This is a genomic window from Hymenobacter negativus, assembly GCF_017571495.1.
Classification (GTDB): domain Bacteria; phylum Bacteroidota; class Bacteroidia; order Cytophagales; family Hymenobacteraceae; genus Hymenobacter; species Hymenobacter negativus.
The window spans coordinates 15,845-28,475 of record NZ_JAGETZ010000024.1 but is presented as its reverse complement, the minus strand read 5'-3'; the positions used below and the strand labels follow the sequence as shown (position 1 = coordinate 28,475).

At 52.8% G+C, this 12,631-nt stretch carries 11 protein-coding genes; 2 read left to right on the top strand and 9 right to left on the bottom strand.

Going from position 1 to position 12,631, the window contains the following annotated elements; genetic code table 11:
• Nucleotides 1-101: 101 nt before the first annotated feature.
• From J4E00_RS30375 to J4E00_RS28410, 8 genes are all read right to left on the bottom strand, one after another.
• Entirely contained in the window at nucleotides 102-368 is a 267-nt protein-coding gene (locus J4E00_RS30375) for an Imm74 family immunity protein (RefSeq protein ID WP_208178755.1), read from the bottom strand.
• A gap of 134 nt (nucleotides 369-502) precedes the next feature.
• Nucleotides 503-895 carry an immunity 22 family protein gene (locus J4E00_RS28440; protein WP_208178754.1) on the bottom strand — a complete coding sequence of 131 codons (393 nt, stop codon included), beginning with the start codon at nucleotides 893-895 and terminating at the stop codon, nucleotides 503-505.
• 138 nt (nucleotides 896-1,033) lie between these two features.
• Complete coding sequence (locus tag J4E00_RS28435) at nucleotides 1,034-1,576, bottom strand: SMI1/KNR4 family protein (protein ID WP_208178753.1); 543 nt, start codon at nucleotides 1,574-1,576, stop codon at nucleotides 1,034-1,036.
• A gap of 247 nt (nucleotides 1,577-1,823) precedes the next feature.
• Complete coding sequence (locus J4E00_RS30160) at nucleotides 1,824-2,261, bottom strand: hypothetical protein (RefSeq protein WP_208178752.1); 438 nt, start codon at nucleotides 2,259-2,261, stop codon at nucleotides 1,824-1,826.
• 125 nt (nucleotides 2,262-2,386) lie between these two features.
• Nucleotides 2,387-3,313 carry a hypothetical protein gene (locus J4E00_RS28425; RefSeq protein WP_208178751.1) on the bottom strand — a complete coding sequence of 309 codons (927 nt, stop codon included), beginning with the start codon at nucleotides 3,311-3,313 and terminating at the stop codon, nucleotides 2,387-2,389.
• On the bottom strand, nucleotides 3,313-7,482 hold the full coding sequence (locus J4E00_RS28420) for a DUF6531 domain-containing protein (RefSeq protein ID WP_208178750.1): 4,170 nt from the start codon (nucleotides 7,480-7,482) through the stop codon (nucleotides 3,313-3,315). The genes J4E00_RS28425 and J4E00_RS28420 overlap by 1 nt, the downstream gene beginning before the upstream one ends.
• Nucleotides 7,483-7,549: 67 nt before the next feature.
• Nucleotides 7,550-8,386 (bottom strand): hypothetical protein, encoded by an 837-nt coding sequence (locus tag J4E00_RS28415; RefSeq protein WP_208178749.1) that lies wholly within the window; start codon nucleotides 8,384-8,386, stop codon nucleotides 7,550-7,552.
• Between the two features lie 8 nt (nucleotides 8,387-8,394).
• Nucleotides 8,395-10,218, bottom strand: coding sequence for a type VI secretion system Vgr family protein (locus J4E00_RS28410; RefSeq protein WP_208178748.1), 1,824 nt, complete (start codon nucleotides 10,216-10,218; stop codon nucleotides 8,395-8,397).
• A 189-nt stretch (nucleotides 10,219-10,407) separates the two neighbouring features.
• On the opposite strand from J4E00_RS28410, the gene J4E00_RS28405 reads away from it, so the two are divergent.
• Nucleotides 10,408-11,349: an N-acetylmuramidase family protein gene (locus J4E00_RS28405; protein ID WP_208178747.1), complete on the top strand. Its 942-nt coding sequence runs from the start codon at nucleotides 10,408-10,410 to the stop codon at nucleotides 11,347-11,349.
• A gap of 76 nt (nucleotides 11,350-11,425) precedes the next feature.
• Nucleotides 11,426-12,229: a hypothetical protein gene (locus tag J4E00_RS28400; RefSeq protein ID WP_208178746.1), complete on the top strand. Its 804-nt coding sequence runs from the start codon at nucleotides 11,426-11,428 to the stop codon at nucleotides 12,227-12,229.
• Here the strand turns inward: J4E00_RS28400 and tssD are convergent.
• Entirely contained in the window at nucleotides 12,226-12,630 is a 405-nt protein-coding gene (gene tssD / locus J4E00_RS28395) for a type VI secretion system tube protein TssD (protein WP_208178745.1), read from the bottom strand. The genes J4E00_RS28400 and tssD overlap by 4 nt on opposite strands.
• Nucleotide 12,631 lies beyond the last annotated feature (1 nt).

Here is a 12,631-nt window from a genome sequence, read left to right as displayed (position 1 = left end):
CAGCGGAGCGGCCCCTTCAACAGATTGGGCCGTCCCGCTGGGGCTTTGGCCTTCTTCTTTCATGCTATTGATGTGCCTCCCCACTGGGGCTATCCGACAGACTACTCTATTGCAAGGCGCATTCCTCGCTGCTCGAAATGCTCTTTGAGAAAAATCACAATCGCGCTTTGTACGTCAACCGGTAGTGGCTCGTGCTCCCAAGGTTTGTCCCAGTGCGTGAGTGTATCTGTGTAAATCACATAGTCCACGTAATTCGGGCTGGGCACCCTCTGGTCATCGGGCCTGATAAAGCCTTCACCGTCAATGGTGATGGTACGGTTGCATGCCTCAATTTTGATGTGCCCCCGCTGAATTTGAATAAGCCTCATATAGAGTCGTTTCGGGGATTAGCAGAATAGCTGTAGCGAGAAATAAAAATATTTAATATGGCTATCTGCTGAAGGATTATACAAGACTGCTGTTACGTGGATGGTGTGAAACTACCGTCTGCAGCTTGGGCTGCTTAATCGTTATCGAAAATGCCCAAATAAGTTAAGCCGTTATACTTTTTTGAATTATCGGATACTTCTAATTCGGAATTCATGTAATAAAACATTGCATTCGCTTCGGTAATGCCAAGCTCGGAGCATTTAGCACGAATATCGTCAATCGTAGCTGGAGACGTCGCAATTTCATCAAGAGCTGTATCTAAGCTATTGTTAACTTCACTAAAGTAGATGCCTATTAGGTCGTCATCATACCAGTGCATATGTAAGTCTTTATCAAATTGACTAGCACCAATTCCGGCTTCTTTATCTGCTTCGTCGATGCTAAAATACTCGTAGAACTCATCTGAGCTTTTGAGACTATAGCCAATCCAGACATGGATTTTTGTCATTACATTGTAGCTGGTCATTGCTCCGATTTTAAGGTGATAAAACGCAAGAGGGGTAAAGTAATTACACCCATTTCCTGTGAAAATTGGTTGATAAAACTTATATATTAAAACCTGGCCAATCTTATCTTAGGCATAATTACATCAATCTCAAATCCCCTAGGTGAGTGGTAGTGACTCAAAAGTCGGGGGCAATGCGCTGTATCCAGTACCGAACATCGTTTTTACGGCTGCTTCATCGGTACACTTTTCGATAAATTCATACAAATCTTTTGCTCCGTAGCGTATGCCTCCCAAGCGAGCAGCCAGTACGTAAATCGGAAACTCCCCAGCATCATCCCGACGACTGGTATCCCACGCCAGATACTCGCCATTCTCGCTCATGGCAAATGGCAGTAAATACTGCTCGATGCCCTCGTATCCATCCGGTTCTAGGAACAAGGCATCATACTCCATTTCCTTGTAGAAGTCATCCATGTATTGCCTGATTTTAGGGCTTTGTATTAGCCAGGAGTCAGGATATTGGCCTAGCGGTACATAAACCAGGAGCAAGCCACATAGCCTGCCCCAGCCCAGTTGCGTAGCAAAATCAAGGTAGGATGGGGGAAAGCTTTGGCCATCGGCAAGCTTGTGTGTCAGCAGACAGTTGGTATCAACTGTGACGAAGCGTGGCTCCTTGCTGAGGTATTCGAACGTGCGCACACTCCAAAAATACTAGTGAAATAGCCGGTACACCGATAGCAGGCCGCCTAAGGTAGCCCCATAGCGGAGGCGGTTGTAACGGCAACTGCTTGCAGTATGCTCGTTTCCCTTGGCTGTACCACGCCCTCTGTCAGTGCGCTAAGTGGCTATTTTGTATCTCAATTTACTATTCAACCCTGAGCCAATAGCTCAATAGTATCCTGAATGGTCCGCTGAACTTCGGCAATAGGTTGCGCATCGCTTCTGCCTAATGATTCGATGTATACCAGTTCCTTAAGGTGGGCAAAACGGTAATCCATTCTGTCCTGGGCATCATACTCGCGTTGTAGTATAGTCCCATCGGGCATAGTTGTGCGCAAGCAATTGCCAAGCTCGTCGTACTCCTAGCCGTTGTATTACCCAGCGCGTTAACCTCGCTAACCAACTCATTATACTCGTTATAGTCCGTCAGGGTCACACTCCCTCGGGCATCGTGCACCTCCACCACGAGGCCGTTCTCGTTGCCTTGGTAGGTGGTGGCATAGCCCAGCGAGTTGGTCACCACCGTGCGCTTGGCCTCCAGGTCGTAGACCAGGGTGTGGTCGTAAATGCCCTCCTCGCCCCGGGTGTGCACGCACCGGGCCTCGGGGCCGCTGCCGGCGTATTCGAAGTAGAAGCTCAGCCCGTTCTTGAACGTTTCCTGCACCGCCGGCCTGTGGCGGTAGAGGGAAGAAGTAAAGATTTTTCTTATTATAATTATTATATTAAAATATTATTGTAAATCCGCAAGGCTTGAAACACCCATAAATCATTGACTTTGCAATTAATGATTTATGAGTACTTTATATTAAATCTATCGTATTTTTCAGGATTAAAAAGTTCTTTTACATTTTTAAAAGGTTTATTGCAGTCTAGGAAATACACGCTTTTCAATGCATTGCATTTTAACAGTGACTCGATATTAATAATCTTTTTTGAATTTAGAATATTGATTTCCTGTAATTCAGGAAGCATTGTGAAAACCTCGCAATTCAATTCGGATTTTATAGTGTTTATCCATAGATATTTAATCTTTTTCAGCTCACTGATTTGAAATAGGTCGAATTTTGGCTTGGTGCCAATAATGGAAAGACTCTCCAGAGAACCAGCCAAATTCGAAAAAGTATCTGAGTTATTTATATTTCCTATATGCAAAAATTTCAAGCCTTTGAGGTGTTTGATTTCTGTAATAATCGCATCATGTTTATCATTTAAGCACTCTAGATATTCGAGGCTAGGGAGAGCTTGTGCAGAAATACCAAGTAGTGTAGTTAGTTCAGTAGCGTTGAAAGCATTAAAAAACCATAAACCCTTGAGATTAGGAAGACTAACCGGAGGCCACTGTAAGGTGGTTCGCTGTGCTTTTAAGTTATCAATATAACCTGGCTTATTGCTGACCATCAAAGTCTTGAGCTGTGCTGGCAAAGAACTAGCCTGCAAGTTCAGCACCATAGGCAGTGGCAGTTCCAGAAATAACAAATTTGGTAGCGCCCGAATAAACTCAGGAACTAAACTATTCTTTACCTGAATGGCGGTAGGCAATAGCCTTAAAGCTTCAATTTTACTATATAAATTCGCATCAGGGCTGCTGCCCCAGGGGAGTATAATTGCACCATCTTCTTCAAAATGGTTGCACTCCGATTTGTTTCCTATACAGTATTGATTGAGGCCCAAGGGCATATAGTGGGCCCGCTTTGTTGAAATGAGTGCCTCTTTCATTAGGGTTTGCAAGTAGTTCTTCTTTTCGAAGCGGTGACGCCGTGTTTGGCAATTAGTTTTTCTGCATGCTTAGCTTTTCGGGAAGATTGAATGCCAGCATCGTTAGTCATATTGAACCCTTTTGCTGCTTGCTTCTCATATTCTCGCTTCTCATAATACCGGAGAATATTATTTCGGTCACTAGACGTAGTGGCAGAGCCCATATCAACTTTAACATACTGGACTTTAGTGCCGGGTGTATCCAAAAGCTCTTGTGCCTTAACGTGTCCAGTAGATGATATTCTTTGGCTCATTCCTTGGTTACCGATGCCAGCGCTGCCAACATAAGAATCCCTTCCGTTGGTAAGAATATAGATACCGGGCTTATTAGGCAAGCTGGCAGGTGCTTTCGTCAGGCCTAATACATCAACCCAGGTACTTGGGTCGTATACATACCCGTAAAATCTGTCGCCACCAGCCATGCCAATGGGGTCTTGACTGATATACTGACCAATTTCAGGGTCGTAATAACGAAAGCGGTTATAATAAAGCCCGGTTTCTACATCCTCATATTGCCCCTGATAGCGAAAGGGGCATTCTTCTGAATTGCTTTTATGCGGGCTGCGAATTAAGCCGTAACTATTTAATTCTGCCTTCCACACTTCCTCACCGTTGGCAGCATACATCTGCAGTGGAGTGCCTAAATGGTCGACCACAATGCTATGGGCGGTTGAATGAGATAGTTTAGCTAGTGGAGCGTAGCTGCTTTCCTCAAATAGCCATGTGGCTAAATTATCAGCGCTATCAGCACCAGAACTTATTTCCAGTTCTGTCCACTCGTGTAGTAGCTTATCGCCATCCCAAACCCAATGCGTAACGTGGTCTTTATAGCTTTTGCGTACACGTCGGCCAAGTGCATCATAGTCAAAGCGTACGACTTTTCCATCGGGTCGCCCGACTTCAGTTAAGTGTCCAGCTGCGTTCCAGGAATATTGCCACAACTGCCCGTTTCGTGAGATTTTGCGAATCAAATTGCCTGCTGTGTCATACTCATATCGTGTGCCATGCGCTTCTAACAGCTGTCCGGCAGGGCCATAGCGGCGGTCACGACGGTCACTCGTAGTAAAGAGGTTGCCTACTGCGTCAGGCACACGCAATTCGCGCGTTTCGTCACTGAACGTAGTAGCGGCCAGATTACCTAAAGCGTCGTGCTCAAAGCGCGTCAGGCCATTCTGACTGTCTTGAATCTGACTAATTCGTCCTCCTGCCTGCCAGTCATAATGGCGAATGCGCTTAGCAACTTGGCCTAAACCAATGCTAATACGTTGCTCGATGGGGCGACCTAGCGTATCGCGCTGCCAGCGGGCATGTACCCCGCCACTTAGAGTACGGTGCAGTTCCAGGCCTTGTGCGTCGCGTTCAAATAAGGCCTGCCACACACCTGCCTTCATTTGTGTCACCTCTCCTTGTCCATTGCGGCTAAAATGTACATCTGCCCCGAGTGAGGAAGTAAGGGTTGTACGGTTACCTTGCGTATCATACACACTCGAAACACTATGCTTTCCTAGCCTCTCCTCTAGTACTTGGCCAGCTACATTGCGTGCAAACGTCACGGCCACGGTGTTGTTAGCAGCACTTAACATCGCCCCATCAGCGCGATAAGTGTAAGCTTCAGTACTGCCATCGCCGTACTGCACCTCTGTAACGCGCCCGGCCGGGTCGTAGCCGTAGCGCGTGCGCTGGCCCGAGGGCAACTCCAACTCCACTACCCGCCCGCTCACGTCGCGTTGGTAACGCCGGGTCAGGCCATCGAAGCCCGCCTCCGTAATAACGTCGCCCTCGCCGTCCAACTCAAAGCGGTAGCTCAGGCCGTGCTCATTGACAACAGCTCGTAATTGCTCTTCCGTATCGTATAAGAACTCAACGTTAGTGCCCGCCTCAACGCGCCGAATCATGCGACTCATACCGCGGTAGGCGTACTGCACCTGCGAATGCCGGTCTTGGGTGCGCGTTACATTATCAGCAGCATCATAAGTGAAGCGACGTACGTCGCCATCGGGCTCATGAACCGTCACTACACGGCTAAGCAAATCATACTCACGCCACTGTACATTGCTCCGGGCATCGACACTCTTACGCATCCGGCCCCAACCGTCGTAAAGCCAGCGGCTCTTCTGCCCATCATTGGTTAGCATTTCTGCTACATTATACGTGGTGTCGTAGGTAAAAGTAGTCGTATGCTTGCTTGGGTTCACGCTCTGATAAAGCAGTCCATCAGCGTAGCTGTACTCCTCCGTATTGCCTGTGGGGTTGGTCTGCTTGGTTAGATTGCCAGCTTCGTCATACGTCCACTGCCACTGTCCACCCACCGCATCGGTCAAGGCCAGCAGGTGGCCGGCCGGGTTGTACGCGTACTGGACCCGTGCGCCATCGGGCATCGCTGTGACCAAGCAGTTACCGCGCTCGTCGTACTCATGACTGGTGGTCTGACCCAGCGGGTCGGTCTGGCTGAGCAGGTCGTTGAACTCGCTGTACTCTGTAAGTGTGACCCCACCGCGGGCATCCCACATTTCCACCACGAGCCCATTCTCGTTGCCCTGGTAGGTGGTGGCATAGCCCAGCGAGTTGGTCACCACCGTGCGCTTGGCCTCCAGGTCGTAGGCCAGGGTGTGGTCGTAAATGCCCTCGTCGCCCCAGGTGTGCATGCACCGGGCCTCGGGGCCGCTGCCGGCGTATTCGAAGTAGAAGCTCAGCCCGTTCTTGAACGTTTCCTGCACCAGTAATTGCTCCTGGTACTGGTAGGTAGCGGCTTGGCCCAGCGCATCGGTCACGTGCGTCAGTTCGCTATGGTCATTGTAGGCATAGGCCACCAGCGTCACGGTTTGCCGGGGCTCGGTGGGGTGGGCCGTGGCAATGCTCAGCAGCCGTCCCTGTGCATCACAACGCACCTGGAACTGCCGCCCGGCGCTGTCGACGATGCCCGTCAAGTAGCCCGGCTCGTCGTAGGCGAAGGCAATAGCAAAGCCGTTGGCGTTTTCCACGGCCGCCAGCGGCTGCACGCCATCGGGACGGGCGGGGCCGAAGCGGTAGGTCAGGCCCTGCCCGTGGTCGAGCATGCCGTAACCGCGCTCGTCGCGCAACAGGCTCATTTTTTCGAGCCGGTTGAAGCTGCGCGCGCCTAGGGCGGGCAGTTCGAAGGCGAGGCCCCGGCCGTCGGCGCCGCGCACGGCGACCAACTGCTGGTCGGCTTCTACTACCAGAGCCAGGTCGTAGCTGTGGTGCCAGCCGTGGCCCAGCGGCCCGGCGTGAATCGAGGTGGAGTTCCAGAGCCGCTCCCAGCGCAGCGGGATGGGGCCCGGAAATTCAAAATCAATGGCTTCAGTATAGAGGTAGCCGCTGATGACATCGACTGGGTGGCCCGTCACTGTGCAAAGTATGCGGTTGGCCAGCTTGCTCGCTCGCTCGGAGATGCCGAGCTTATTCATTGCCTTCTGTGCCAATTTTCCTAACCGCTTGACTACCGCGCCGCCCAGCTTGTTCATGACGTAGTTCACCGCCAAGTCGGTAAGTACTTCCCCTACAATGGAAAGTCCGGCTTCTTTGCTTGGGTCGCGGGCGAATTTGGTCACGCCTTTGGTAATGGCAGCCGCCGAAGCTAGGACCGTACTAGCCGTAATCAGTTCGCCGCCGCCGGCAATCATGGCTGCCCCGAGTGGGGCGCCCACCCCCGTGGCACAAAGAATGGCCCCGCCCACTGCAAGCGCAATACCACCAAAAAAAGCCCATTGGGAGGCTGTTTCAGCAGCATCGGCTATTTCATCCACCTTATCCAGCTTTTGGTCGAGCTCCACGGCAGCCGTGGCCCCAGCCTTGGTGAAGTGAATAGCAATTTGCCCGCCCACCCCACACCGGCACTTGCTGGTGTCGACCAAGGGGCGCGCGCCGAGCACCGTCAAGCCGTCGTCCATCACCCGCTCCCACATAACCGGTACGGGCATGCAGGGCGTGCGGGTAACGCTACAAACCCCAAAAGGCATGATGTTGACGAGCGGAATCTTGTCGAGCTCGTTAGCAAAATGCTCGTCGTAGAGCTGCACGGGCTTAGGCGTCACATTAAAGCGTGAGGGCGTTACGCCCTTGTCGCAGGTGAGCCATACGCCGTTCATTACATACTTGTCGCCAGTAGCCATCGTGTTGGAAGGAAGGAGGTACAGGTTAACAAAAGCGCCGCCAAAGCTGCCACGCTTCTAACGAAATTTACACCACAGTTTCGAGCCGGTGGTGAACGGCATTTTGGTAGATGCCTGGTACTTCAGCTTGCAAGCGCTGCTCAGCTTGCCGTACCCAGCCCGTAGCAGCATCCAAGTCGTAGCGCTCCTGGCTGGTAGCAGTCAGGCTCACTTTCAACACCGGGTTGTCGGCCATCGTCCGGAAGAGCCGGCGCAGGTCGTCTTCGCGCAAAGCCGACTGGTGGAGCGAGCCTTCAACCGCAATGCTCAGTTGGGTTGGATTTGGCGTGGGGGCAATGGTTGTAGTCGTGCGCAGGGGTAAATCAATGTTATTAATGAATTGCTCCAGTACCCGGGTGCCCTTTACGGGAGCGTCTGGCACGTAGCCGTAGCCATACAGGCCAGCCAGTAGTAGCCCATGCAAGCCCTTGTTGCGCAAGGTTTTCTCGAAAACGTTTTCCAGCCGTAGGTTCCGCTCAAAAGCCTCAAAAAAGGCAGGAGGACATTGCTTCTGATATTTTTCTACGATTTCGGACTTAAGGCGCTGCCAGGTTTGCAGCATTTCGTCCTTGTTTTCAATACGCTCCAGGCGGCCGTACACATCGGTCTGGATAATCAGCGAATTGCTGACTTGGTTAAGGTCGGTAGCAAGGTTATTGAAGAACGTTGGATTCTCGGCCTTGAAGCTGAGCACCTCCAGTGCCAGCCGATAGGTATTGTTGGGCTTGCGCTCCAACAGCGTCTGGCGGGCGGTGGTGTGGTAGATGTTTTGCTCCTCTGCCTCGTTCATGCGCACAAACGAAGTGGTAGTCAGCTGGTACGTACGGGAGGCCTCTAACGGGGCCAGGGCCAGTGGCAACGACATAGGCGACGTTAATGAATTTTGGTTTTGCCCGAACTAATGCTGGCATTGCTGCCGCCATTCACGTCCAGAGAGGAGCTGGCAGCAATTTTCATGGTATCACCAGCCTTAATCGTCGTGGCTTTACCAGTCATGTCCACCTTGTCGGTGCCAGTCATCTCAATCTCTTTAGCCTTTTTGGTGATTTTCTTCTTGGCATCAATGGTCACGTTTTCAGCCGTCAGAATAATGTCCTTTTTAGCTGTTAGCGTTATGTTACCACCGGCTGTGAGGCTGATGGGGCCATTGGTCTTGATACTAATACTGCCGTCGCCCTTAAAGCCTACTTCCACGGCCGTGCCCTTGTTGTTCGAGTTGGAAATCAGGATTTTCTGGTCATCCTTCGTGTCCGTCATCACGAATTTATTGCCGCCCGCCGTTTGCATGCCTTTCAAACGGTTTTGCGGCGTGGTGTACTTCGCGCCCTGCTTGTTTTGGGCGTGGAACATGTTACCCATCACCATGCCCTGCTCGGCGCGGTGATGCTCGTAATGCATCAGCACCTGTGAGCCTACTTCAGGCGTGAACATCTGGCCTTTGCCATCGCCGGCATAAGGCGTGAGCACGCGCAGCCAAGGCGTTTCGGCATCGGCAGGCTTTTGCACGGGCCAGTAGTAGCGCACCCGCATGCGGCCGAGGTTGTCGGGGTCGGCTACGTCAATAACTTCCGCCAACTCGGGCAGGCCGGGCTGGGGGCGGGCGTGGGGATTGGCAGGCGGCAGCTCTAGCGAGTGCAGCACAGCCGTGAAGTTATTGGTATAGTTACCAGTGTAATCCACGTCGTGGCTCAAACTGATAATGCGGTACTTGCCCAGATTCTCTACGTTCAAGTTGTCGCTGCCCAAGCCTTCAGCTGTGGCGTCGATGATGGTGCCAAGGCGCAAATCGGGGTTTTCGCTACGGCCCCGGAACAGGAGGGAGCCTGCTGCCAGCGCCGCGCCCTGGTTGGTGGCGGCGTCCGTTACTTCGGTGCGGCTTTGCACTGGCAGTGGCGTACGGGCATAAGAAGGCTGGGCGAAAATATCGTTACCCGTCTGCTCAGCAAACTGCGCAAACTGGTTGCTGCTGATGCCATTGGTGCTGGCTGGATTCTTGCCATCCCAACGCTGGTGTTGCACGGGGTCGTAAGTGTGCAGCGACACTTTGCCGGGCCGGATGGCGGCTTCCAACTGGAAGCTGCTCCAGCTGCGGTTCATTTCGAGTTGCTGGGTGTCCTGCTGGCTGGGCAGGCCAAACTGTAGGGTGGTGCCGTCATAGAAAAACCACTCATGGCACTCTGCCATCAAGCGGTTCAGAAAGTCAAAGTTGCTTTCATCGTACTGCACCACATAGGGCAGCGCGGCTTTGCTCTTCAGGTTCTTGGCCCGGGGCACCAAGTTGGCGCGATAGGGCTGGAGCACCTGGTCGACGATAGCACTCAGCGTTTGCTTGATGAAAGTGCGCTTTTGCACGCCGTCGGTGAGCAGGCAGCCGGGACTATAGCCTTTGATGAGGAAACTACCGGTGTAGTCGTTGTCGCTGCCCACCACAATATCCGTCACAAAACCAGTGAAGGCGAATTTAGCGCCTACACCAGCCTGGTCCGGAGTGATGGAAAAGACGATGGGCTTGCCCACGAGGGCACTGTGGGTTTTCTGCATAAACCCCGCTTGGCGCCCTTCGAGGTAGTCGAAGGGTACGCTTATCTCGAAGGAGTGATGCGTATGAATATCCTGAAAAATCCGGACGTAGTTGTATTCCGACAACAGCGTGGGATTGTCCTTGGGCTGAATGAGCAACTTTACTTGACGCGCCATGGGAGTGAAGTTAGCGTAATTTAGCGGCAACCAGGCCCGAAGTTATGCCCTAGCAGCGGGTTGGTTTCGTATACTGGACAAACAAGCGGTGGCGCCGGCCCTAAAAAGGTGCGGCCCAAAATAACCACCTTGCATTGCAAGAACGTTCGCCGGAGGCATTTAGCCGAACGGACACAAAGCCTTACGCCTATGGAGTACTTCGTGTTTCTGAAAAATCCCTTCGCCAAGTCCGAAGTCGTGCGCCAGCTCGCCAGCCAGTTCAGCTCCTGGAGCATTTACCCCTTCAGTTGGGTTTCGCAATACCAATCCAGTTTATTGACTGTCAATCCGTTCAGCTTATTGCAGGGCGTGAAGGGCGGCAGCGGGTTCGGTGTGCGCAAGCCGCCTCATTTCGAAAACGCTAATGTGGCGCTTTATGACAAATCGGGACGCGGCGGCACCCAAATTGACTACTATGACTTTGGTGCCGGCCAGGTATTGGTGTGCGACCGCCGCACTAAATTTTCTTACTGGCAATGGAAGGCCCCGGCCACCCAGGAAGGCATCACGCAACAAGATTTGGTGGATGCAGCAAAAGATTTGGGCATTGAGCCCGAAGTAATGATGGCCATTGCCCGGCAAGAGTCGCACGGTGGCGGCTTCTTCAAGGATGGCCAGCCCAAAATTTTGTTTGAGCGCCACAAGATGTATTCCCACCTGAAGGCAGATGGCCTCGATGCCAAAGCCCTGGCCAAAGCCAACCCCGACATTGTGAACCCCAAGCAGGGCGGCTACGGCAAAGAATCCATTCAGTACGGCAAGCTGACTCGCGCCCGCGCCCTCGACGAGTCGGCGGCGCTACAGTCAGCCTCGTGGGGACGCTTCCAGATTATGGGCGAGAACTACCGCGACCTCTACAAAACGCCGCAGGAAATGGAAGCCGCCATGCGTGCTTCTGAGAAGCAGCAGTTGGCTTTCTTTGTGGCGTTTCTTCGCAAGAAAGGAGGGGGCAAGCTCGTGCAAGCCCTCAAAGACCACAAGTGGGAAACCGTAGCCATGTACTATAATGGCAAGTACTGGAAGAAAATTAACCCGAACTACGCCGCCAACATTCAGAAGTATTACGAGGAGTTCAAGAAAAAGCCGCAATAGACTGGCCGCCTAGGCACGTCATTTCCTGCTTCATCATTCCTGGCCAGGGCTGATGCCGAAACCGCTTTCTTCCATTATGTCTTTCGTTTTTAGCTCTCTTCAGCCCATCAAAACCAGCCTTTTGCTGGCCCTGCTTAGCAGCACCGCCGCCGCCTGCGATACGCCCGTGAAGCAGTCTGTAGGCCGCAGCACTACTACGCCAGCCACCAGCCAGCGAGTTACGGCCACCGAGCCAGGAGCTGACTATTCCGTTGAGCCCATTGTAATTAGTCCAAAAAAAGCAGCTAATCTGACCGTGCAGGTGAGCTACCCACGGCTGCGGTCGCGGCCCGGCACCGCACCTACCGATACGGTTGGCATTGCCGCATTCAATCGCGAAGCCAAAAGCTTTGCCACTGGCTTGGTGAAAGAAATAGAAACCACGGCGCGGGAAAACCGCCACGACAAAATTCCGACGGCTCTGCAGGTCAGCTTCCGGTCCTATCTGCTCCAGCTGGGAATGGTCAGCATCGCATTCAACATCACCCAGGATGGCATTGGGCCGCGCCCCATCACCTGGGCCACCGGCCTGACCTATGACCTGCGCGCTGGCCGCAAGCTAACGCCCGGCGATGTTTTTCAGCAAAACGCGGCCTTTAAAGCAGCTTTACTCAATACGATACAGCCGGTGCTGGATAGCAGTTCCGACTGCCAGTTGGAGCCTGATAACATGACCTGGGACAATTTCGTCATCGGGCCCGATTCCTATCATCTCCTCTTGGGAGATGCGCAGATTGGCCGGGCCTGCGACACCCGGGAAATTTCGATGCCCCTGGGCAAATTGAAGCCATTTGCCATTGCAGACTCGCCCACGGCCCGGCTGAACACTGAAAAGCGCTAGCGCGACTGGGCCCAGGCGCTGTCTTTTTCGGCGGCATTCAGCATCAGCTTGGTAGCCGAGATTTGCAGAATGCACCGATAGGCGCCCACTGGCTCGGCTCCGGACTGAAATACTTCGTCGTACGACACGCAAAAAGCGTCTTCAAACGCTAGCTTCTCGCGCACGATGGGACGGTTGGTTTCGAAGAATATGACGGACCCACTGCGCTTTTTCTGCGGGTCATTGGCCCAAGCAAACAGCTCGTCACTGTTGGGCACATCTAAGTGCAGCGTGATGAGGCCACTACGCACTTTGGCCGTAGTCCGGCCGCGCTCCGTGGTGGCTTGCTCGAACTCGTATGTACACAGTACGACAGGAAAATCCTGGTCGGCGAGGGAGAGGATGCAGCGGAAGGAGGACATG